This is a genomic window from candidate division WOR-3 bacterium (assembly GCA_039803925.1).
In the GTDB taxonomy this organism is placed as follows: domain Bacteria; phylum Hydrothermota; class Hydrothermia; order Hydrothermales; family JAJRUZ01; genus JBCNVI01.
The window spans coordinates 1-22,131 of record JBDRZL010000011.1 but is presented as its reverse complement, the minus strand read 5'-3'; the positions used below and the strand labels follow the sequence as shown (position 1 = coordinate 22,131).

Sequence of the window (22,131 nt, the reverse complement as noted above, 5' to 3'; positions counted from 1 at the left end):
AAAATTATAATTTAAAATCTGCGGGAGTAGCTCAGCGGAAGAGCGCTACCTTGCCAAGGTAGGGGTCGCGGGTTCAAATCCCGTCTCCCGCTCTTATAAAAGAATAGTAAAGATTAAGGGTTCCATTCCCAAAAAATCTTCTTCAATTTAATCTTTTTTTCTATGTGGACAGCAGAAAAATTAAGGGTTTCCTTTTTAAAATTTTTTGAAGAAAGAGGACATAAAATAGTTCCATCTTCTTCTCTTATACCTGAAAAGGACCCTACCCTTTTATTTACAACTGCAGGAATGGTTCAGTTCAAACCTTTCTATTCAGGAGAAGTTCCCTTGCCTTTCAAAAGAGCAACATCCTGTCAGAAGTGTTTGAGGGCAACAGATCTTGAAAATGTGGGTTTAACAATAAGGCACCATACTTTTTTTGAAATGCTCGGTAATTTTTCCTTTGGAGATTATTTTAAAAAGGAAGCAATAGAATGGGCTTATGAATTTGTAACAAAAGTCCTTAATTTAGATAAAAAAAGAATGTATTTTAGCGTTTATATTGAAGATGAAGAAAGTTTTAAAATCTGGAAATCCTTAGGAATTGAAGAAGAAAGAATTTTAAAAATGGGGAAGGAAACAAACTTTTGGGGTCCTGCTGGAAAAACAGGTGCCTGTGGACCATCTACTGAAATTTATTATGACCTTGGAGAAAATTACGGTTGTGGAAAAAGTGATTGTAAACCCGGCTGTGATTGTGATAGATATCTTGAGATATGGAATATCGTTTTTCCCCAGTTTGATATGCAGGAAAATGGAGAAATGTTACCTTTAAAAAATAGAGGAGTTGATACAGGAATGGGACTTGAAAGAGTTCTTATGATACTTGAGGAAAAGGAATCATCCTATAAGACTGAACTTTTTGAAAAAGCAAATAAAAAACTTGAAAAGATATTAAATAGAAAATATGAAGATTCAAAAACACTATTCAGAGTTATCTTAGACCATACAAGGGCTTTAACTTTTGCTATTGCAGATGGAGCCTATCCTTCAAATGAGGGAAGAGGTTATGTTTTAAGAAGAATTTTAAGAAGAGCTTTGAGATTTGCTTATAAAAGTGGAATAAGGGAAAGTTTCATGTATGAACTTGTCCCTTACTTTACAGAAGTTTATGGTGAAAGATATAAGGAATTAAAAGAAAAAAGAGAAGAAATAAGTATAATAATAAAATCTGAGGAAGAAAGATTTTTAAATACAATTTTTAAGAATATTGTTTATTTAGAAAAAGAAATTGAAAAAGCCTTTAAGGAGGATAAAGTATTAAAGGGTGATGTGCTTTTTAAACTTTACGATACTTATGGAATACCAATAGATTTTATAGAAGAAGTAGCAAAGGAAAGGAAATTAAAACTGGATTTAGATAGCTTTAAAGAAGAGCTGGAAAAGGCAAGAGAAAGGGCAAAAGAAAAGGAAAAATTTAAGGAAATCAGGATAGATTATAAAGTTTTAAAGGAGGGCAAATCAGAATTTACAGGATATCATGAATTAATGACAGAGACTGAAATATTAAAGTATGGTTTTTTAAATGATAAAATATATATTGTTCTTGAAAAAACACCCTTCTATGCTGAAGCAGGTGGTCAAGTTGGTGATAAGGGAAAAATTAAGGGTAAGGATTTTGAAATAACTGTTTTAGATACTCAATATTTAAAGGAAGAAATTGTCCACATAGGTATTTTAAAAGGTAATATAAAAGATAGAAAAGTAATAGCAGAAGTGGATATTAAAAAAAGAAAAGGAGCGCAGAGAGCTCATACAGCAACTCATATTCTCCACTCAACATTAAAAAGAATCCTTGGAGATTTTGTAAAACAGGAAGGCTCTTTGGTTGAGGATGATAGATTAAGGTTTGATTTTTCCTTTCCAAAGGCTCTTGATCCTCTTCTTTTAAAAGAAATTGAAGATAGAGTGAATAACATTATTATGGAAAATAGGCCTATTAAATGGGAATACAGAAAATTCGAGGAAGCAGTAAAAGAAGCAATTGCTCTTTTTAAAGAAAAGTATGGAGATATTGTGAGAATAGTTGAAATTGAAGACTATTCAAAAGAACTTTGTGGTGGAACTCATGTGAAAAAAACAGGTGATATAGGAATTTTTAAAATAATAAAGGAGGAGGCGATAAGTGCAGGAATAAGAAGAATTGAAGCTTTAACAGGTTTTAAAGCCCTTGAATATATAAGAAAAAAAGAAGAGCTTATAAATAAAATTTCTGAAATTCTTTTAGCAGATGAGGAAAACCTTTTAAGGAGAATTGAAAAATTAAGAGAGGAAATAAGGGAAAAAGAAAGGGAAAGGGAAAAATTAATAAATAAAATATCCTTATCTATATTTGATAAAATCAATATAAGAGAAAAAAATGGAAAAAAATATGTAATAGAACACTTTGAAGACCTTGAACCTGATGTTATAAGAAAAATTTCTGATATATTAATGGAAAAAAATAAGGACCTTTCACTTATTTTTCTTGTTTCCTCAGGTGAAAAGGTATTTTTCTTTTCAAGAACAGGCAAAAATTCTGGTCTTGATGCAAGAATTTTTGTAAAAAAATTTGGTGAAATTATAAAAGGGGGCGGTGGTGGAAATAAGGAAAAGGCTGAGGGAGGTGGTAAGGATAAATTAAAGATAAAGGAAGGTCTTATTTTGATAGAAGAGATGATATGAAAAGAATAACATTAAAGGAGCTCTTAAAAAACGAAAAAGTTATAAAATACATAGAAGAGGCTGATAGATATCTTGAAAAACTGGGTTATACAGAACATGGATTGAGACATGCAAAGTATGTTGGTAAAACAGCAGGAAGAATTTTAAGGGAACTTTCCTATCCTGAAAGAAGGGCTGAACTTGCAGAAATAGCGGGCTTTTTGCATGATATTGGGAATGTTATACACAGGGACCATCATGCACAATTTGGTGCCTTAATAGCTCATCAAATTCTTAGTGAAATGGATATGTCCCTTGAGGAGGTAATTGAAATAGCTCAAGCAATAGGGAATCATCATGAAGAAGACGGTATACCTGCAAAGGATATAACTTCAGCACTTATTATTGCTGATAAATCTGATGTTCACAGGGAAAGGGTTAGAAAGAAAAATTCTGATATAAAAACTGATATTCATGATAGGGTTAACTATTCAGCAAAAAGTTCTAAGGTAATTGTTTTTCCTGATAGAAAAATAATAAGATTTGATATTGAGATAAATACAAGAATTTCTCCTGTTCTTGAATATTTTGAAATTTTTTTACAGAGAATGATAATTGCTTCAATGGCAGCTAAAAATCTTGGACAGAAGTTTGAACTTTTTATAAATGGAACTAAAATGTTATAAAATTTTTATAGGTTCAATCCCATTATAATTTTCTTTTTCAAAAATGATAGATATAGTAGAACTAAAACAGAAAAAAACAAACGAACTTATATATCTTGCAAAGGAACTGGGTATAAAGGTAAGTCAATCAATAAAAAAAGAAGAACTTATTTTTGCAATCGCTCAGGAAACAGCAAGAAGGGAAGGAGCTGAATTTAGGGAAGGTGTTATTGAAATTCATCCTGAGGGTTACGGATTTTTAAGATCACCAAAAAACAGTTATTTACAAGGGACAGAGGATGTTTATATATCTCAGTCACAGATTAAAAGATTTGGTTTAAAAACAGGAGACCTTGTATCAGGTTATATAAAGGTTCCAGTTGATGGAACTGTTAAATTTCCTGCCATGGTTAAAATTGAACTTATAAACGGTTTACCGCCCCAGGAGTTAAAGTCAAGACCAGAATTTGATGAACTTATTCCTTATTTTCCAACAAGAAGAATTAAACTGGAAATTGAGGAGGAAGAAGATTTAACAAGAAGGATTATAGATCTTTTTGTTCCTATAGGTCATGGACAAAGAGGACTTATAGTATCACCCCCAAGAGCAGGTAAAACAGTGATGTTACAGAAAATAGCCCAGAGTATAAGGAAGAATCACCCTGATACCTATGTAATTGTCCTTTTAATTGATGAAAGACCTGAAGAGGTAACTGACTGGAAAAGAAAAGTTGATGCAGAAGTAATTTCCTCAACTTTTGATGAACCGGCAGATAGACATGCACAGGTAGCAAGAATAGTTCTTGAAAGGGCAAAAAGAATGGTTGAGTTAAAAAAGGATGTAGTTATACTGCTTGACTCTTTAACAAGGCTAACAAGAGCTCATAATGTTTTAGCAGCACATTCAGGAAGAACTCTTTCAGGTGGTCTTGATGCAACTGCTTTAATAGAACCAAGAAAATTTTTCGGTGCAGCAAGAAATATTGAAGAAGGAGGTTCTTTAACAATAATAGCTTCCTGTTTGATAGAGACAGGTTCAAGAATGGATGATGTTATATACGAAGAATTCAAAGGGACAGGTAATATGGAAATAATCCTTGATAGAAAACTTGCTGAAAGGAGAATTTTCCCTGCTATTGATTTAAAGAAATCCGGGACAAGAAGGGAAGAACTTTTACTTCCAAATTCTGTTTTAAACAAAGTATGGATTTTAAGAAAGTTAATTGCAGAAATGAGTAATGTTGAGTCTATGGAGTTTCTTATTCAGAAGATGAGGTTATATAGAACAAATGAAGAATTTCTTGAAGCAATGACTCAGCAGAAGTGAATATCTTATAATTTTTTTAAGGGCGGGTAGTTCAGCTTGGTTAGAACGCCTGTCTCACATACAGGAGGTCCGAGGTTCAAATCCTCGCCCGCCCAGTATAAAAAAATATGAAAAAATTATGTGTAGTACTTTTTCTTATAATAAATCTAAATGCAATAGAAGTAAAGGAAGCATATATATGCAGAAATGTGGAAAATAGAAATCCAGTTCAAGCAGATACACTCTTTGAAAGTGGTGTAGGATACTTATACTGTTTTACGGTTATCAAAGCAGATGTCCCTGATACAATATACCATGAATGGGTATATAATAATGAAGTGAAGGCAAAAGTTAAACTTTTTATTAAAACTCCATCAGAAAATTATAGAACATGGAGCAAAAAAACTATAATGTCACTTTTTACCGGTGAATGGACTGTTAGAATCAAAAATGCTAAGGACTCCCTTCTAAAGGAAATAAAATTTAAAATAAAGTAAATTTACCCTCTAATTATCTTAGCACCTGTGCAGGAAACCAAAACAGGTAGGTAGGCAAATATAAATAGCAAATCTATTCAGAATACTCTGACTTATCTACCTCTCCTGACTTCCGGTTCGCGGGCACACGAAGTAAATTTAACCTTTAATTATCTGAGTTCCCCATTTACCTTCCCATCCTTCAAGACATCTTTCAAGGGAAGTAATTACTGCCCTTTTACCAGTATCTTCAACAAAAGATATTGCAGATTCAACCTTTGGAAGCATACTCCCTTTCGAAAAATGACCCTCTTCTATAAATTTTCTTAATTGTGAAAATTTTACTTCCCTTAATTCTCTCTGGTTTTCTTTTCTATAATTTAAATAAACAAAATCAACATCTGTTAAAATCATAAATAGGTCTGCATTTATTAACTTTGCTATTAATGAAGAGGCTCTGTCCTTATCTATTACAGCAGGTTTTGCTTTAAGTTTATAACCTTCTTTTACAAGAGGAATACCACCTCCACCAACAGCAACAGTTATAACACCACTATCCGCTAATTTTTTTAAAACATCCTTCTCAACTATATCAATTGGCAAAGGTGAAGGAACTGTTATTCTATAGCCCCTCCCTGCATCCTCTTTTATCGGCCAAGGAAATTTACTTTTCAAAGATTCAGCCTCTTCCTCTGTAAAAAATGGACCTATCGGTTTTGAGGGATTATCAAATTCAGGGTCATTACTTTTAACAATAACCTGAGTAACAACAGCAACAACTTCTTTATTAAATCCTATTTCCCAGAAAATTTCCCTTAAAAGGTGTGCTATCATATAACCCATCCATCCTTGAGTTTCTGCACCAAGAATATCAAGGGGATAAGGCGGAGCACTTTCCCTTGCATAAAAACTCCTTAAAAGTTCTATTCCCACCTGTGGACCATTTCCATGAGTAATAATAGCACTCTCTGCCTTTTTTAAAAGAGGAACAAGTTTTCTTAAAGTTTCTTCTGTATTTTTAAATTGTGTAACAATATCAGGAGTTGCACCTTTAGGTAAAATAGCATTACCTCCAAGAGCAATAACTATTTTCATAAATCCTCCTTGCTTTTTTTAGTTATCCCTCTTTTTGATAATTCAATAAACTTTATCAAATGTAAAATATCTTCATTACTTTCAAACTCACTTTTGAGCCTTTCAAGAGCCTGAGAAACATTTAAATCACTGAAAAATAAAATTTTAAAAGCCCTTTTTATGTTATTTAACCTCTCTCCACTAATACCCCTCCTCTTCAATCCCACTGAATTTATTCCCCTTATCTCTGCATCAGGGTTACCATAACATAATGCATAAGGCACAATATCTTTTTTAACATGACTTCCTCCGCCTATTATAGAATACTTACCAATTCTAACAAACTGATGAATTAGAGAGTTGGCACTTATAAAGGAAAAATCTTCCACCTCCACATGACCTCCCAGTTGCGCACCATTTACTATTATCACTCCATTCCCTATCTTTGAATTATGGGCTATATGAGAATAAGCCATAAAAAAGTTTGAATTACCGATTATCGTTTTTTCACCTTCTCCTGTTGCTCTATGGATTGTAACAAATTCTCTTATGATATTGTTATCTCCTATAATAACCCATGAATCCTCTCCTTTAAATTTAACATCTTGGGGAGGATAACCTATACAGGCTCCAAAATATATTCTATTACCTTTTCCAATTCTAACATTTCCCCTTATCATAACATGAGCATCAATATAAGTTCCATCACCTATTTCTATATTTCCCTCTATTATAGAATAAGGACCTATATAGATATTATCTCCTAATTTAACATTTTCACCAAGAATACAGGTTTTATGAATATTATTCATACCTCTGAAATAATAGCTGTAAATGTTCCCTCACAAACAATTCCTTCTTCTTTTAAAGCAAAACCCCTCAACTTGCATACCTTTCCCTTGAATCTCAAAAGATTTACAACAATATAGAGAGTATCACCTGGATAAACAGCTCTTTTAAACTTAACATTTTCAATACTTGTAAATATGGGAATTTTATTTTTTAAATTGAGCTCTTCTTTAAATCTTTCAAAGACCAATATACCTCCTGTCTGAACTATTGCTTCAACTATCAAAACTCCGGGCATTATTTTTTTCTGAGGAAAATGTCCCCTAAAAAATTCCTCGTTATAGCTTACATTTTTAATACCAATAACTCTTTCTTCCTCAATAGACAAAATCCTGTCAACAAGCAAAAAGGGATAATCATGAGGTAAAATTTTTCTTATTTCTTCTGAATCAATCTCCTTTCCATATCCTGAAAAAGCTTCAAGGAAAGGTAAAAATTCTATGTGATCCCTGTGACCAGTTCCTTCAAAAAGGAATTTACCCTTAAATCTCTTACCAAGTAAACTTATATCACCAATAACATCAAGAATTTTATGCCTTGCTGGCTCATCTTCAAATGTCAAAATACTTTTATTTATTATATCATTATCCTTAAAAATTATTGCCAAATTTTCATCTCCGCCTTCAAAAAAACCTTTTTCCTTTAAAGCCTTTGCCTCCTCGTAAGTTATAAAAGTTTTACTTAAACCAATTTCTTTTACATAACTTTCTGTACTGAAAATAAAATCATATTTATATTTTAGATAAGGTTCTCTTGTAAATTTATAACTTATCTCAAAATCCTCTCCTGGTAAAATTGAAATTCTTGAGCCATCAAAATTTTTAGAAAAAGCCTTTTTAACTTTATAAAATTCCAAATCCTCTTCCTTTTCTTCAAGACCTTTTTCTAAAATTTTTTCAATAAAAATTTTAGCTGAACCATCAAAAAACGGAATTTCTTCACCTTTAATCTCTATTATAACATCATCAAGTCCAGTTCCATAAATAGCTGACATTAAGTGTTCTACATATAAAACACTATTTTTTTCAAAAATTAAACATGTGCCCCTTTTAGAATAAGAGGGTTCTAATTCTTTTAAAGAATAAAATTTGCCTTCAACCAGAAATAAAATACCATTTTTTTTATTTGGCTTTAAAATTACTTCACAAATTTTACCTTTATCGAGTCCTTTACCTTTGAAACTTATCTCGCCCTTTATTGTTTTTCTCTTTTCCATAACAGAAAGACCTTGATTGTATTTGAATGAATCTCTATTAAATCATTTAAATCAGAAGAATATCCCCCACCTAAGGTAATTGCAATACTATATCCCCTCTCCAGTGTATATTTTCTCACAATTTCATCTCTTTTTTTTAATCCACTTTTTGTTAATTTCAAATTTCCTAAAAGGTCTTTTTCGTAAGGATCAGCACCTGCCTGATATAGAACAAGATCAAAACTTCTATCCTTAAAAATAAATTCAAGAGCATTTTCAAGCTTTTCAAGGTATTCTTTCTCACCTGTTCCTCCCCATAAACCAATATCAAGGTCACTTTTTTGTTTGGGCACAGGATATAAATCTTCCTGATGCATTGAAAATGTAAAAACATCAGGATCATTTTCAAAAATTTTTGCAGTTCCATTTCCCTGATGAAGATCAAGGTCTATAATTAAGGCATTTTTAATCTTATTCTCCTTTTTTAACTTTTTAACAGCATAGGCAAGGTCATTTATGTAACAGAAACCTTCTGCTTTATCAGGAAAAGCATGGTGCCAGCCTCCACCTATATGTATTCCAAGTCCATATTTTAGGGCATAAGAAGAAGCAAGATATGTGGCATTCGCTCCTATCAGGTAAAAATCCACAATTTCCTTATTCAAAGGTAATTCAGAAAACATTGTTCTTTTTGTCCATCTTAAATTTTTTAAATCATCAAGAAACTCCTCAGTATGAACAATTTTAAGTTCCTCAAAAGATAAAGGATTAGCTTCAAAAAAGTCTTCTTCTTTCAGAATCCCTTCTTTTATTAATTTTTCTTTAATTAACCTGTATTTCTGTGTGGGAAAAACATGGGGACCTATATCTACCTCATATCTTGAAGAGTAATAGACTTTCATTTTTTATAAAGCCCCTTTTCCTTTATATAACTTTCAACTTCAGGATGAACCATAAGGTATATGCTTTTACCCTCCTTTATTCTCCTTCTTATCTCCCTTGCTGATACTTCAATAATCCTTGTATTTAAAATTATTGCCTTTTCCTTATAAGGGAAATCATCTCTTATTTCTTTTTTTACCCTCTGACAAACAACTATCTTAGCAAGGTCAAAAAGACTTTCATACTCATACCACGACTCTATATTCACAAATTGGTCTGAACCCATTATAAAATAAATTTCCTCGTTCTTTCTTCTTTTTTTCCATTCACTCAATACAAGAGCAGTATAAGTCGGAGCAAACTTTAAATGGGACTCAAAATCTGAAACATAGTAAGGATGTCCTTTTAGCATAAGTTCAACCATTTTAACCCTATCCTCAAATTCAGCTCTTGTTTTTCTATGAGGGGGTCTATAGGAAACAAGAAAATGAATTTCATCAAGTTCAAGTTTTTCTAAAATATCCTGTGCAACAAGAAGGTGACCTATGTGAGGTGGATCAAAAGTTCCTCCAAATATTCCTATTTTTTTCATTTTTTATTTATTTTTTCCCTTGCTTTTTCTGCCCAGATAGTATCAGGATATTTATTAATCAGTTCTTCATAATAAATTTTAGCTGAATTAAATTTTTTCATATTTTCATAAAGTTCAGCAATTTTATAAATTTTTTCTGCTAAAATATTTAAAACCTCACCTTTAAGAGCTTTAATTTCTTCAATGTATTGAGATTCTGGATATTTTTTCTGAAATTCAGATAATTTAGCAAGAACTTTTTCAAGTTCTTTTGTTTCATGAAGTGGTGAGCGAACTTTTAAAATTTCAAGTTTTATTAAATCAAATTCCGCCTCTTCAATATGCTCAGAATTAGGAAATTGATTTATAAGAAAATTATATTCTGAAATAGCTGTTTCAAATTGTTTTTCATTCAAATAGGATTTTGCTATATAAAACTGGGCATCGTCGGTGTATTCCTTTATCTCACCTGAAAATAAAACCCTGTTAAAATAGAATCTTGCTTTATCATATTTTCCTTTATAAAAATTATAAAGACCCAGTTCAAAATATCTTTCAGGGTCTAAATCCGTGGGCTTTGCCTTTTTGAAAAGGCAGGCGAAAAAGATAGTAAAAAAAATCAAAAAAATTTTTTTCATTTTTTAAAATCAATTATAAATAGTCAATCTGCCTTTTTTCAAGAATTATTAATGAGTCTAATAATAATTAAAGGTTCAAATCCCTTAAAAATAAAAAAGAAAAAAAATTGGGATGAAGAGAAAAAAACTGAACCAACTCTGAGTGATGAGGAAATTTTAAAACACTATTGAATCTCCTTCCTTTGACATATTTACAGTTGGAATTGATTCAGTTAAAATAGAAATTCCCTCAATTAACTATGTAAAGGCTATCCATTTGAAGATGCTAACATATGATTTTTTGCATATAAGGTGGAAAAATAAAATTGAGGAGGGGACACCTTCTCCGACTTTTTTAAGAAAATAGGGGTTTAAGGAAACTTATCTACATTAATATGAAAATCTGTGCTTTTTTTATGTAAAATATAAATCATTAAGGGTTCAAATCCCCTCTTAATAATTTTTAAAATTAAAAAATGAAAAAGGTAAAAGTTGCTATAAATGGTTTTGGAAGAATTGGAAGACAGGTTTTAAAAGAAGGTTTAAAAAGAAAAAATCTTGAATTTGTTGCAATAAATGACTTATCAGACCCTGAGGCTCTCGCTCACCTCTATAAGTACGATTCTGTTTTTGGAATAACAGATGATAAAATAGAAGTTCTAAAAGATGGATTTAAGATTAATGGAAAGAAAATAAAAGTCTTTTCTGAAAAAGAACCATCAAAACTCCCCTGGAAAGAACTTGAAGTTGATTATGTAGTAGAATCAACAGGAGCTTTTACAGATAGAACAAAAGCAGCACTCCACCTTGATGCAGGAGCAAAAAGAGTTATAATTACTGCACCTGGTAAAGGAACAAAACCGGATGTTACAATTGTCCTTGGTGTAAATGAACACTTCTATGACCCGGAAAAACATTTTGTTATATCCAATGCTTCCTGCACAACAAACTGTTTTTCCTTTTTGGTTAAAGTTATACACGAAAATTTTGGAATTGAAAAGGGAGAAATGACCACAATTCACTCCTATACGAATGACCAGAGAATTCTTGACCAGATACATAGGGATTTAAGGAGAGCAAGAGCAGCAGCTTTAAATATAATACCAACATCAACAGGTGCAGCAGAAGCAATTGAACTTGTTTATCCTGAATTAAAGGGAAAACTAAAGGCTATATCAATCAGGGTTCCAACACCAAATGTTTCCCTTTGCGATTTCACAGCAGTAGTTAAAAAAGAAGTTAAAAAAGAAGAAGTTAATGAGGCTTTCAAAAAAGTATCAGAAAAACTCCCAAAATATCTTGAATACTGTGATAAACCCCTTGTCTCTACTGATTTCATAGGAAACCCTCATTCCTGTATATTTGATGCAACCTTAACCGAAACTGTTGAAAACTTAGTAAAAGTAGCAGGCTGGTATGATAATGAATGGGGGTACTCTGTAAGAGTTGTAGATTTACTTGAATATTTATCAGAAAAGGAGAAATAAAATGAAAACATTAAATCAAATAGGGGATATAAGGGGTAAAAGAGTTTTTGTAAGGGTTGATTTTAATGTGCCAATAAAAAAAGGTAGAATTCAGGATGACACAAGGATAAGAGAGACAGTTCCCACAATAAAGTTTTTATCTGAAAAAGGGGCAAAGGTAATTCTTGCATCACATCTTGGAAGGCCAAAGGGAGAAAGAAATCCTGAATTTTCACTTAAACCCTGTGCAAATAGACTTAGTAAAATTCTTGGGAAAAGGGTAAAATTCACTGAAGAAGTATATGGAGAAGGTGTAAAAAAAATTATTGAAAAATTAAAGGAAGGTGATATTTTGCTTATTGAAAATGTAAGATTTGAAAAAAATGAGGAAAAGGAAGATATTGAACTTGCAAAAAAATGGAAGGAACTTGCGGATATTTATGTTAATGAATGTTTTTCCGCTTCTCATAGAAAGCATACATCGGTTTTTACGGTTCCAAAGCTCTTTGAGGAAAAGTATGCTGGTTTTTTACTGGAAAAAGAAATAAATAACTTAAAGAAAATTACGGAAAATTTTGAAAGACCCTTTATAGCAATATTGGGTGGTGCAAAAGTGGAAGATAAAATAGGTGTTATAAAAACTCTTGTTAATAAATGTGATAAGGTTTTAATAGGCGGGGGTATGATGTTTACCTTCTGGAAGGCAAAGGGTAAAAAAATAGGAAACTCTATATTAGATGAAAAATACACTCAAGAAGTTAATAAACTTCCTGAGGATAAAATAATTATCGCAGTTGATACAAGATATGCTCTTAATCCTGAAAGTAAAAAATATGAGGAAGGAGAGGAAGTTCCTGAAGGTTATTCTGGTTATGATATAGGATCAAAAACAATAGAAATCTTTAAAGAAGAAATCTCTAAAGCAAAAACGATATTCTGGAATGGACCAATGGGTGTTTTTGAAAACAAAACATTCAGGGAAGGGACTTACGAAATAGCAAAAAAAATAGCAGAACAAACAGAAAAAGGTGCTTTTTCTTTATGTGGTGGAGGAGAAACAGTCCAGGTTTTAAAAGATTTAAGACTTGAAGAGAAAATCTCCTTTGTATCAACAGGAGGCGGTGCATCCCTTGAATTTATTGAAAAGGGAACTCTACCAGGTATTGAGGCACTTAACTGAAACACTCTGTTACCAAAAGTAAACAAATTAAAGGGGAAATTAAAGGAACAGAATTTGCATAGATTAAAAGTGGAGGTGAGAGAATGAAAAAAATGTGGATATTTATAATAATGGGAGTTTATCTGGGGGCTGAAAGGCCTCCCTGTTTATTTCCTCCATTTCTTGGTGTGACAGGAGCTGTTGTAGCTCCTCATGTTGCTTTAGTTCTTGATTATTCAGGAAGTATGCTTTTTAATGCGTTTCCTGATGAGTATCAAAATAATTACAATAATAACTATAATTTTTATGGAAGTTTTGATAAAGGATACTATTATAAATATAATTCAACTGGGGGATACTGGGAAAAGGATATACCCTATACACCGGGCTCGCCACCTTTTGATGAGGCAACGAGTCGCTTTTCAGGTAATTTTTTAAACTGGGCTCAGTGGATGAACAGGATGAATATCATTAAAAAGGTTTTAACAGGGGAGTATATTGATCAAATTGATGGAAATTATGGAATAGCAAATTTAAGAAAAAGATCAAATATTTATGGCACAGAAGTATATCAAAGATACTATTATTTATCGGGCACAAGGAGAATTCTAATATATTTTAACAATGATGGATTTTCTGAGGCAAATAACTGTAAAGTTGGAGGAACTTTTTATGTTAATATTGAAAAATATCAGCGTAATCCACGAACAGGAAGATGGGAATGGGTTACAGAAAAAACTGTAATTCCTCAAAGTCCCTGGAAAATAAGGGATGAAATTCAGAGATTAAGAGGGGTAATTGAAAAATTTTCAGATGAGGATATGGATGGGTTGGTAGATGAAGGAAAACCATGGTGGAGTGTAATAAAATTCAACCAGAGTAATTCAAGGGTTCTTGACCAGAAACAGAATGTTATATCAACTCTTGAAACGCATATTCAGGGAGAACAGGCAAATGGTAATACTCCAACAAAATATGCTATGCAACAGTTAAAAGACCTTTATGATGATACAGGTGTATCTGGTAACCACAATCCTAATACTGATATTTTCTTTGATGAATACTGCGATGAACCACAGGGAATATGGTGTAAAAGGGCGTATGCAATCTTAATGTCAGATGGTGCATGGAACACAGGTGGTGACCCTTTATCTCTTGCCCATCAGATTCATTATCAGGATTTAAGGGGAGACCTTCAGGGAGTTCAGAATGTAACACTTTTTACAATATTTACTTTTGCAAGCGCGGGAGATAATGGAGAAGAGTCACTGAAGTGGATGGCTCTATTTGGAGGATTTGAAGACAAAGATTTAAATAATTATCCGGGACATTATACAACATATCCATCTCCAAATTCCTTGGCACAATTTTACCTTCCAACACCATACGACCAGCTGGATATTGATGAATGGGATAATGACCAGAATGGTCTTCCTGACAATTACTATAATGCTGAAACAGGAGAAGCGATTGAAGAGGCCTTAAAAGAAATATTCCAGAAGATAAAACAGGAAGTTGCAGCAGCAACAGGTGCACCAACATTTCCTGTAACAGCAAGGGGTGAAGGTTTATCCTTCCAGGCTTTCTTTTCCCCGATGAGAAAAAATGAATTAAATAAAGAAATTTACTGGATCGGTTATTTGAATACACTATGGGTTGATAAAGAAGGAAATTTAAGAGAAGATTCAGACCAAAATTTATTTTTAAACTATTTCAATGATTACATAGTAAGGTTTAAATTCAATTCAACTCTTGGACAGACATTTGTTATAAGATACAGGGATAATGAGGGTGATGGTAAATTTAATGGAGCGGATACTATACCTATCGATTCTGCTCTTATTTACAACATAAGGGCTACTGTTAAACATGCTGAGCTTTTGAAAAATAGGAGTGAAGATCAGAGAAGAATAAAATATGTTTCAAAAACAGGGGCTTCTTATATTTTAAAGGATTTTACAAATTCAAATATAAATGAATTAAGGACCTTGCTTGATGTAGCTACAAACTCAAAAGCAGATACAATAATAAACTACATAAGAGGTAAAGATTATCCAAATTTGAGGTCAAGATATCTAAATGGAAATGTATGGAAACTGGGGGATATTGTAAACTCAACTCCAGTATATGTTTCAACTCCTCAAGAGAGATATGATATCATTTATGGGGATATAAGTTATTTACCCTTTTATACAAAATATTTAAATAAAAGAGGAATTTTAATTACAGGAGCAAATGATGGTATATTACACATATTTAACAATGGGGTTTTTGAAGAGATAAAAACCGGGAATGATAAAGGTAAACTGGTAAATAAATTACCTTACGGTATAGGTGAAGAAATTGCTGGTATAATCCCCAGGAACCTTTTACCTCATCTTAAATACTTTTCAGAACCTGAATATGAAGGTTGTCATTTATATTTTGTGGATGGTAGACCCTATGTAACAGATGTCCAGGTTTTTGACCCTGATAATATTCATCCAAATGGGTGGGGAACAATTTTAATTCAGGGAATGAATTTTGGAGGTTATCCTGCACTTATAGGTTCTGAAATTTTAAAGTCCTCATTCCTTATTCTTGATATAACTGATCCGAGTGATATTTCAAATATAAAAGTCTTAACAGAATTTCAAGACATAAATCTTGGATATACTACTTCTTTTCCAGGTATCGTAAAAATAGATACTACCTGGTATCTTGGAATAGGTTCTGGTCCAACGGTTATTCCAGAGGGATTTTCTGACCAGAATGCCCATCTTTTTATTATAAATTTAAAGAATCCATCTACTGTTTACAGATTTGATCTTGGTTCAAGATTTAACAGGGACTCTTCTTTTTTAAATGACCTTGCACCTGCTGATATTAATCTTGATTTTACTGTTGATCACCTTTTCTTTGCAATAAATAAACACAAACCAAATGATGAATGGGTAACCGATATAATAATGGTGGAGACAAATAATGAAAGAAATCCTTCTGATTGGAATTTCTACAGGGTATTTACAATTCCAGCACCTGTTACTGCAGAGCTTTCCCCTGTGGTTGATGAATTCGGTAATATATGGATACTTTTTGGAACCGGAAAATTCTGGGATTTGACTGATTTTAATTTAGAGCATTCAGAATATCTTGTTGGATTTAAAGTGGATAGAGGTATAACAAAAACTTTAAGTTATTTAGTAGATGTTACTGATGCAGCTGTTATTTCCACACCAGGTGGAGATAGTGTAATATCATCTCTTGGAAGATATACCTTCGATCAATTTGAAAATCTCATAAAATCATCAGGTGGATGGTTTATAAAACTTGAGGATGACGAAAGATGTATTTCAAGACCTGCTGTTGTTGGAGGCGCTGCAATATTTACAACCTTAAATCCTTTATTAAGTGGAACTGAAGAAATATGTAATCCCTGTCAGTCAGGTCAGGTGGGTGGAGCAGGAAGAATCTGGGGAATCTATTTAAAAACAGGAACAGCGTATATTACTCCAATACTTGGAGTAGTGACACAGCTCCCGGGAGGAAAAGAAAGGATTGAAAGGGAAAAGCAGGTGGCTGGTCTCCCATCAGAGCCTACTCTGCATATAGGAGAAGAAGGAGGAACAATTTTCGTTCAGACTACAACAGGAGTTATTGAAAAATATGATATAAATTTACCCCTTGCTCCAAAGAAAGGAACAATTTTATGGAAAAAAGAAAGATAAAGGAGGTTTAAAATGAGAGGATTTTTTTTAAGTTTTTTAATCACCATATCAGGGGGAGATTATTCTCTCTCTGATAAGATACATGCCTTTTTGTATGGGAGGCTACAGAACCTTAAATTACTTGAAAAAGGATACATTATTTTACCTGTTGAGATAATAAAAAGCACTGAAGATTATATTGTTGTAAAAGATGAAGATTCATATCCAGATGAATCCACAATAAAAATAAATCCAGGAACAAAAATTGTGCTTATTAATTTCAAAACTTTTGAATCCTTACTTGGAGGAAAACCCTCACTCCTTGATATAGAAAATTTTGCACTAAATTTTAATTTTGAAAGTGATATAAACAAATTGAGCGCAGGATTTAAAAACACCTTTATAACCCTTTCTGTTCCAGAAAAAGGAAATGCTTTTCTAATCTGTAAAACTGGTAAAGGGATTAACCTGAGTGAATATATAAAGGAAATAAAAGAAATTTATATATTTAAAAATGAATAAAAGAAAAGGATTAACTTTAATTGAACTGCTCGTTGTTATAACCATCTTAACTATTTTTTTCGGTGTTTTTTCCTTTTATTTAAGTCAGAGTAACATAAGAGAAGCAAATATAAGAGCTACAGCTGAAAACACAGCTCAGATTTTAAGAAATATAAGAAATATTGCAATAGCAAGAAATTCAAATTTAATAATAAGAAGATCCCCTCAACCTAACACAATTGAAATAATTGTTGAAAATACAGGAGATGCGTTAAGATTTTCCTTGCCTGAAAATTTTGATAGATTAAATGGACCAAGAAACGGTGTCCCTTCTGATGGAATTCCTGAAGCTCAGGGTTCTTTAATAACTCCTGACCCTATTATATTTTCTTCAACTGGAGCCTGTTTAACTCCCTGTGGAATTTACTTTTCTGATGGTAAAAATGCTTATGCTGTAGGAATTTCAAGAAGTGGAAGAATTAAAATCTGGAAATGGGGAGGTTCAGGATGGTATTGAATAAAAAAGAAGGTTTTACCTTAATTGAATTACTTGTTTCACTTGTTTTACTCGGGATAGTATTCGTTGGTGGTCTTTTAAATATGGTTCTTCTTGGCTCCGGTTACCTTATAAATATAAAACATTCAAAAAATGCAAATTACCTTCTTACAAATTATATGGAATATTTGCTTAATTTACCCTATGATAGTCCATTGTTAACTGATGATGGTGATACCATGGATCTTGAAGAGAGAAATCCTGCCCTTGCGGACTTCCGTGATAGTAATACTGTTGAAAATTTCCCCTATACAATAGTATGGAATATTGCTGAAAATCAAAATGAAGAGAGAAAAACAATCAGAATACATGTCTTATGGATTGAAAGAGGGGAACAAAGGTTTCTTTCCAGAACCTATGAAATATGGAGGAAATAAGATGAGAAAGGGATTTACTTTAATAGAGCTTATTGTAAGCACCTTAATTTTCTCTATTGTTATATCTGTTGTGATTGGAATTTACATAATTCAGACAAGAAAATCTCATGAAGTAAGTGAAAAGGCTACTTTAACTACAGAAGCACAGCTTGCTCTACATGTAATTTCAGAAGAAATCTTACATTCAGGACTGGGAATCAGCATAAATGAAGAACCAATTGAATTCACTGATGGTGGCCCTCAAAATCCTGATATTTTGGGAATAAGATCAGTCCTTATGCCTCTTGACCAAACAGAGGGAAGATGGTCAGTAGCATTAGAAACAGGACTTGGTTCTATACTTATAAGAAGATGGGCTGATACTTTAAGAAATTTAAGACAGGGTGATTCATTTCTGATTCTCGGTCCAAGAGGTGAAGTTGAAATACAAAGATGTCTTTGTATTAACAATATAACTCCCCTGAGCGATACAGAAAGCATAATAACTTATACTCCCCCTTTATCAATTCAAAAAGGAAGAATTCTGCTTGAAGTTCCAAACAGGGGTGTAATAAATAGAACAGTCACATATGAGTTAAGAGGTGATACACTTTTCAGAAATAATGAGATATTCCTTGAAGATGTTGAGGATTTTCAAGTTGAATTCTGTGCTGACTGGAATGATGATGGAGTTCTTGATGTAAATGACTTTAGAAGTGAATTACCACCTAATTATTCAATTAACGATTTTTACACAAGACCCCTTTTAATAAGAATATCACTACTTGTAAGAAGCTCAAGAGGTGTGCCTGGTTTTCATTATCCTTTTCACACTGTAACAAATGCAAACAGGGTGATTAATCTTACTGATTTACAGAGAAGATTCCCAAGAGAGTTTTTTACCAATACAGCTTTTGCAAAAAATTTAAAAAGAATAGAATAAAAGGAGGTATAAAATGAAAGAAAAAAGAGGAATAGCACTGGTTACAACAATACTTGTTCTTACAGTAATTCTCATTCTTGCCTCAATGGCCCTTTTTCTTGTTTCAAGGGGTTTAATTATAACTTCAACACAGAAAACTGTAAGGGATGCTTTTGCAGCAGCAATTTCTGGAATTGAAAGAGGTTATAGAAAAATAGAACTTGCCTTTACTACAGGTAACCCACAGTATCTTCAAACAGAGACAAGAAATATTCAAGGATTTAATGTTGATATTGAAACAGAAAATCTTGGCTCCACTTTTCTCGGTGGTGGACTTGCAACTTTTGCAAGAGGGTATGCTGGTATTGGTAAATCAGCTTCAGGTGGAAATATTGCTATTGAATACCTGATATTTTCTGAAAGCATAAGAGATAACCTCCGCTACCGGATGAGCGAAATCTATAGGAGAGTCCCTAATATACCAGGTGGTTAAAACTTCTTGAACTGTTAAAGATTAAAGAATTGTAAATTTTTAATACTTCTCATATAATTTTATATGAGAAAATTTATTTTGATTTTATTTATTTTGGCAGCATGTCAGGAAAAAAAAGAAAAAAAAGGAGAATCCGAAATCTATTCTGAAATAAAAGAAAAAATTGAAATTCTTCCAAGAAATCCCTCAAAGAAAGATGAATTAATGGTAAGAACCAATACAAAAGATTACAAAATAAAATGGTTTATAAATGGGAAACCTGTTTCAGAAGAAAAAATTCTTACACCTCTTTTATTTAAAAAAAATGATACTATTTTTGCAGAAATAAGTTTAAAAGATAAAAAAATAATAACAAAAAAAGTCTTTGTAAGAAATACTCCTCCCCTTATAGAAGAAGTTTCCTTTGATAAACAAAGTATCTTTTCTTCTGATAAACAAGTTAAAATTAATATAAGGGCAAAGGATATTGACGGAGATAATGTAAGTTTTATTGTTAAATGGTATCGTAATGGTGAACTTGTTTTTATAAATGGTGAAGAGCTAAAAGAGAATCTAAAAGCAGGTGACATTTTAGAAGCCTTTGTGTATGCCACAGACGGTGAGGATACAATAAAAACACCTTATATAATAAAAACAATGGTTTTAAATTCTCCTCCTCAAATTCTTGAAGAAAAAGGAAGTAGAATTGAATTCAAAGAAGGAGTAGTTAATCACAAAATCAAAGCCATAGACCCTGACGGTGATCCCCTAAAATTTAAGCTTATAAGTGCACCTCCTGATATTTTCCTCGATTCACTAACAGGGGTCCTGTACGGGAAAATAAAGAAAGAAATTAAAAAAAATACAGTAAAATTTGAAGTAAGGGATACAGCAGGAAATAAAATAACTTATGAATTTAATCTAATTTGGAAAGAGTAAAATTTTACATATTTCTTTTGATATCAATATCAATTATTATATTTTCAATTCCCCTTATACTTGAATTTTTTTATTTAAGAGAAATCTTACTCAGGAATGAATTTGCAGAATATTCGAGTTTAGAATTTTTTGAATTCTTACAGAAAAAAAAACTTGAAGATATTATTGAATATTTTAAAGTATCACCTGAAATAGAATTTATATACAGCAAAAATCTTAAAAAAATTTTCAGCGAAAATCCTTACCTTGATTTTGATAATAAAAAACTTTCTGATTTTTTAAAAAAGAATAAAAGCATAGATGTAGTAAATTCAAATACATTTATTTTCAGATTACAAAAGGGAAATAATGAATACCTTTTTATTAAAAGCTTACCTTATGTTACATGGACAGAAACAAAAGTTCTTTTTATAAGAACATTTATAATTTTTTTATGGGGTTTAATCTTTTTACTTTTAATATCAATAATTTTAAGACCCTTTAGATATATAAAAGAACTTTCGCCTGAAAAGATATTTGAAGGAATAATTGATAGAAAAACAATTGAATATTTAAAAAAGAAAGAAATGGAAAAAAATCTTTTCTTTCTGGGTCAGGTTTCTTCAATTCTTATTCATGAAATAAATAATATAACAGCAAGTCTTCTAACAACCCTTAAGGTAATAAAAATGGAAAGAAAAAATGAAGAAATTGAAATAATTCTTGAAAATATAGAAAATAAAATTTTTGAATTAAAAAACCTTTTAAATGAATATACAAATCTTCTAAAAGGTAGTGATTTAAAACTTGGTAAAAGTAATATAAAAGAAATTATTAAAAGAGCAATCGAAGATACTGAAAAATTCATAATCTCACAGAATAAAGAAATTGAAATAAAATTAGATATCGAGGATATAGAGTTAAATTCTTCTCCTCTACTTTCTTCAAAAGCCATCTATAACATATTAAAAAACTCTGTTGAAGCAATCAAAAAAAGGGGGGAAATTAAAATAAAAAGCAAAATTTCTAATAAAAAATATATTCTAACAATTTCCGATAATGGAGAAGGAATAGACAAAAAGGATATTGAAAAAATATTTTTGCCTTTTTATACCACAAAGCCTGATTCACTTGGAATAGGACTTTCAATGGTTTTTTATCTCTTTAAAAAACAGGGCTGGGATATAGAAGTTAAATCAGAAAAAAATAAGGGTACCGAAGTTATAATAACAATTCCCCTATGAAAGAGAAAATTTTTATTCTTGATGATAATCTTGAATTTGCAAAATCCTTAAGAATTTTCCTTGAAAAACATAATTTTGTTGCAAAGGAATATGATAGAAGTGATGAATTTTTAAAAGAAATTAAATTAGAGGAACCTGATTATTTAATAATTGATGTTAGATTAAAAGAGATAAATGGACTTGACCTTGTAGAAAAGATTAAGAATGAACTTTTAATTAAAAGTGAAATAATAGTTATAACTGCTTATGGCTCAATTCAGGATGCAATTAGAGCAATAAAGAGCGGTGCCTATGATTATATTACAAAACCCTTTGAACCTGAAGAGATAATATTAATAATAGAAAGATTAAGAAAAGAAAAGGAAAGAGAAAAGGGATTCATAAGAGAACTTTTAAAACCTTTACCTGAAATAATAGGGAAAAATGAAAAATTCTTAAAAGCTCTTGAACTTGCTAAAAAAGTTGCTGGAGAAGATGTAGCAGTTCTTTTAACAGGTGAGTCAGGAACAGGTAAAGAGGTTTTTGCAAGATTCA

21 protein-coding genes and 2 tRNA genes are annotated in these 22,131 nt (G+C 31.7%); 17 read left to right on the top strand and 6 right to left on the bottom strand.

The genetic code is table 11. From position 1 onward, the window contains the following. Nucleotides 1–20: 20 nt before the first annotated feature. The 6 genes from ABIN17_05645 (at nucleotide 21) to ABIN17_05620 (ending at nucleotide 5,150) form a co-directional block, all read left to right on the top strand. Nucleotides 21–92 (top strand) — tRNA-Gly (locus ABIN17_05645). 70 nt (nucleotides 93–162) lie between these two features. Further along, nucleotides 163–2,703, top strand: a complete 2,541-nt coding sequence (gene alaS / locus ABIN17_05640) for an alanine--tRNA ligase (GenBank protein ID MEO0284540.1) — start codon at nucleotides 163–165, stop codon at nucleotides 2,701–2,703. After that, a complete protein-coding gene (locus ABIN17_05635; GenBank protein ID MEO0284539.1) occupies nucleotides 2,700–3,368 on the top strand; it encodes an HD domain-containing protein in 669 nt (222 codons plus the stop codon). Before alaS ends, ABIN17_05635 begins: the two co-directional genes overlap by 4 nt. Nucleotides 3,369–3,411: 43 nt before the next feature. Beyond that, on the top strand, nucleotides 3,412–4,674 hold the full coding sequence (gene rho / locus ABIN17_05630) for a transcription termination factor Rho (protein ID MEO0284538.1): 1,263 nt from the start codon (nucleotides 3,412–3,414) through the stop codon (nucleotides 4,672–4,674). Nucleotides 4,675–4,694: 20 nt separating this feature from the next. Beyond that, nucleotides 4,695–4,769: transfer RNA gene (locus tag ABIN17_05625), tRNA-Val, on the top strand. A 12-nt stretch (nucleotides 4,770–4,781) separates the two neighbouring features. Beyond that, nucleotides 4,782–5,150 carry a DUF2914 domain-containing protein gene (locus ABIN17_05620; GenBank protein MEO0284537.1) on the top strand — a complete coding sequence of 123 codons (369 nt, stop codon included), beginning with the start codon at nucleotides 4,782–4,784 and terminating at the stop codon, nucleotides 5,148–5,150. A gap of 138 nt (nucleotides 5,151–5,288) precedes the next feature. Here ABIN17_05620 and arcC read toward each other — a convergent pair whose 3' ends face one another. Genes arcC through bamD form a run of 6 tightly spaced genes read right to left on the bottom strand, consistent with a single transcriptional unit; the run spans nucleotide 5,289 to nucleotide 10,338 of the window. Next, entirely contained in the window at nucleotides 5,289–6,224 is a 936-nt protein-coding gene (arcC, locus tag ABIN17_05615; GenBank protein MEO0284536.1) for a carbamate kinase, read from the bottom strand. Beyond that, a complete protein-coding gene (lpxA, locus tag ABIN17_05610; protein MEO0284535.1) occupies nucleotides 6,221–7,015 on the bottom strand; it encodes an acyl-ACP--UDP-N-acetylglucosamine O-acyltransferase in 795 nt (264 codons plus the stop codon). Before lpxA ends, arcC begins: the two co-directional genes overlap by 4 nt. Beyond that, nucleotides 7,012–8,268, bottom strand: a complete 1,257-nt coding sequence (fabZ, locus tag ABIN17_05605) for a 3-hydroxyacyl-ACP dehydratase FabZ (protein MEO0284534.1) — start codon at nucleotides 8,266–8,268, stop codon at nucleotides 7,012–7,014. The genes lpxA and fabZ overlap by 4 nt, the downstream gene beginning before the upstream one ends. Next, the gene (locus tag ABIN17_05600) at nucleotides 8,247–9,149 is read right to left on the bottom strand and encodes a histone deacetylase (protein ID MEO0284533.1); all 903 of its coding nucleotides are present in this window, start codon (nucleotides 9,147–9,149) and stop codon (nucleotides 8,247–8,249) included. The genes fabZ and ABIN17_05600 overlap by 22 nt, the downstream gene beginning before the upstream one ends. Next, a complete protein-coding gene (gene nadD, locus ABIN17_05595; protein ID MEO0284532.1) occupies nucleotides 9,146–9,721 on the bottom strand; it encodes a nicotinate (nicotinamide) nucleotide adenylyltransferase in 576 nt (191 codons plus the stop codon). The genes ABIN17_05600 and nadD overlap by 4 nt, the downstream gene beginning before the upstream one ends. Further along, entirely contained in the window at nucleotides 9,718–10,338 is a 621-nt protein-coding gene (bamD, locus tag ABIN17_05590; GenBank protein MEO0284531.1) for an outer membrane protein assembly factor BamD, read from the bottom strand. The genes nadD and bamD overlap by 4 nt, the downstream gene beginning before the upstream one ends. 455 nt (nucleotides 10,339–10,793) lie before the next feature. On the opposite strand from bamD, the gene gap reads away from it, so the two are divergent. From gap to ABIN17_05535, 11 genes are all read left to right on the top strand, one after another. Then, on the top strand, nucleotides 10,794–11,804 hold the full coding sequence (gap, locus tag ABIN17_05585) for a type I glyceraldehyde-3-phosphate dehydrogenase (protein MEO0284530.1): 1,011 nt from the start codon (nucleotides 10,794–10,796) through the stop codon (nucleotides 11,802–11,804). A gap of 1 nt (nucleotide 11,805) precedes the next feature. Continuing rightward, complete coding sequence (locus ABIN17_05580; protein ID MEO0284529.1) at nucleotides 11,806–12,963, top strand: phosphoglycerate kinase; 1,158 nt, start codon at nucleotides 11,806–11,808, stop codon at nucleotides 12,961–12,963. 83 nt (nucleotides 12,964–13,046) lie between these two features. Beyond that, the gene (locus tag ABIN17_05575; GenBank protein MEO0284528.1) at nucleotides 13,047–16,649 is read left to right on the top strand and encodes a PilC/PilY family type IV pilus protein; all 3,603 of its coding nucleotides are present in this window, start codon (nucleotides 13,047–13,049) and stop codon (nucleotides 16,647–16,649) included. Between the two features lie 12 nt (nucleotides 16,650–16,661). Next, the gene (locus ABIN17_05570) at nucleotides 16,662–17,150 is read left to right on the top strand and encodes a hypothetical protein (protein MEO0284527.1); all 489 of its coding nucleotides are present in this window, start codon (nucleotides 16,662–16,664) and stop codon (nucleotides 17,148–17,150) included. Further along, nucleotides 17,143–17,646: a prepilin-type N-terminal cleavage/methylation domain-containing protein gene (locus ABIN17_05565; protein ID MEO0284526.1), complete on the top strand. Its 504-nt coding sequence runs from the start codon at nucleotides 17,143–17,145 to the stop codon at nucleotides 17,644–17,646. The genes ABIN17_05570 and ABIN17_05565 overlap by 8 nt, the downstream gene beginning before the upstream one ends. Further along, nucleotides 17,643–18,062 (top strand): prepilin-type N-terminal cleavage/methylation domain-containing protein, encoded by a 420-nt coding sequence (locus ABIN17_05560; GenBank protein MEO0284525.1) that lies wholly within the window; start codon nucleotides 17,643–17,645, stop codon nucleotides 18,060–18,062. Before ABIN17_05565 ends, ABIN17_05560 begins: the two co-directional genes overlap by 4 nt. A gap of 1 nt (nucleotide 18,063) precedes the next feature. Further along, on the top strand, nucleotides 18,064–18,984 hold the full coding sequence (locus ABIN17_05555) for a prepilin-type N-terminal cleavage/methylation domain-containing protein (protein ID MEO0284524.1): 921 nt from the start codon (nucleotides 18,064–18,066) through the stop codon (nucleotides 18,982–18,984). A 13-nt stretch (nucleotides 18,985–18,997) separates the two neighbouring features. Next, on the top strand, nucleotides 18,998–19,456 hold the full coding sequence (locus tag ABIN17_05550) for a pilus assembly PilX N-terminal domain-containing protein (GenBank protein MEO0284523.1): 459 nt from the start codon (nucleotides 18,998–19,000) through the stop codon (nucleotides 19,454–19,456). Nucleotides 19,457–19,519: 63 nt separating this feature from the next. Beyond that, a complete protein-coding gene (locus ABIN17_05545) occupies nucleotides 19,520–20,374 on the top strand; it encodes a hypothetical protein (GenBank protein MEO0284522.1) in 855 nt (284 codons plus the stop codon). Continuing rightward, entirely contained in the window at nucleotides 20,362–21,597 is a 1,236-nt protein-coding gene (locus ABIN17_05540; GenBank protein ID MEO0284521.1) for a HAMP domain-containing sensor histidine kinase, read from the top strand. The genes ABIN17_05545 and ABIN17_05540 overlap by 13 nt, the downstream gene beginning before the upstream one ends. Beyond that, on the top strand, nucleotides 21,594–22,131 hold a 538-nt coding region (locus ABIN17_05535; protein MEO0284520.1), incomplete at its 3' end, for a response regulator. The genes ABIN17_05540 and ABIN17_05535, both read left to right, overlap by 4 nt.

Coding starts and splice junctions, on each gene's coding strand:
- alaS (MEO0284540.1), top strand. CDS start 163: ATGTGGACAGCAGAAAAATTAAGGGTTTCCTTTTTAAAATTTTTTGAA.
- ABIN17_05635 (MEO0284539.1), top strand. CDS start 2,700: ATGAAAAGAATAACATTAAAGGAGCTCTTAAAAAACGAAAAAGTTATA.
- rho (MEO0284538.1), top strand. CDS start 3,412: ATGATAGATATAGTAGAACTAAAACAGAAAAAAACAAACGAACTTATA.
- ABIN17_05620 (MEO0284537.1), top strand. CDS start 4,782: ATGAAAAAATTATGTGTAGTACTTTTTCTTATAATAAATCTAAATGCA.
- arcC (MEO0284536.1), bottom strand. CDS start 6,224: ATGAAAATAGTTATTGCTCTTGGAGGTAATGCTATTTTACCTAAAGGT.
- lpxA (MEO0284535.1), bottom strand. CDS start 7,015: ATGAATAATATTCATAAAACCTGTATTCTTGGTGAAAATGTTAAATTA.
- fabZ (MEO0284534.1), bottom strand. CDS start 8,268: ATGGAAAAGAGAAAAACAATAAAGGGCGAGATAAGTTTCAAAGGTAAA.
- ABIN17_05600 (MEO0284533.1), bottom strand. CDS start 9,149: ATGAAAGTCTATTACTCTTCAAGATATGAGGTAGATATAGGTCCCCAT.
- nadD (MEO0284532.1), bottom strand. CDS start 9,721: ATGAAAAAAATAGGAATATTTGGAGGAACTTTTGATCCACCTCACATA.
- bamD (MEO0284531.1), bottom strand. CDS start 10,338: ATGAAAAAAATTTTTTTGATTTTTTTTACTATCTTTTTCGCCTGCCTT.
- gap (MEO0284530.1), top strand. CDS start 10,794: ATGAAAAAGGTAAAAGTTGCTATAAATGGTTTTGGAAGAATTGGAAGA.
- ABIN17_05580 (MEO0284529.1), top strand. CDS start 11,806: ATGAAAACATTAAATCAAATAGGGGATATAAGGGGTAAAAGAGTTTTT.
- ABIN17_05575 (MEO0284528.1), top strand. CDS start 13,047: ATGAAAAAAATGTGGATATTTATAATAATGGGAGTTTATCTGGGGGCT.
- ABIN17_05570 (MEO0284527.1), top strand. CDS start 16,662: ATGAGAGGATTTTTTTTAAGTTTTTTAATCACCATATCAGGGGGAGAT.
- ABIN17_05565 (MEO0284526.1), top strand. CDS start 17,143: ATGAATAAAAGAAAAGGATTAACTTTAATTGAACTGCTCGTTGTTATA.
- ABIN17_05555 (MEO0284524.1), top strand. CDS start 18,064: ATGAGAAAGGGATTTACTTTAATAGAGCTTATTGTAAGCACCTTAATT.
- ABIN17_05550 (MEO0284523.1), top strand. CDS start 18,998: ATGAAAGAAAAAAGAGGAATAGCACTGGTTACAACAATACTTGTTCTT.
- ABIN17_05545 (MEO0284522.1), top strand. CDS start 19,520: ATGAGAAAATTTATTTTGATTTTATTTATTTTGGCAGCATGTCAGGAA.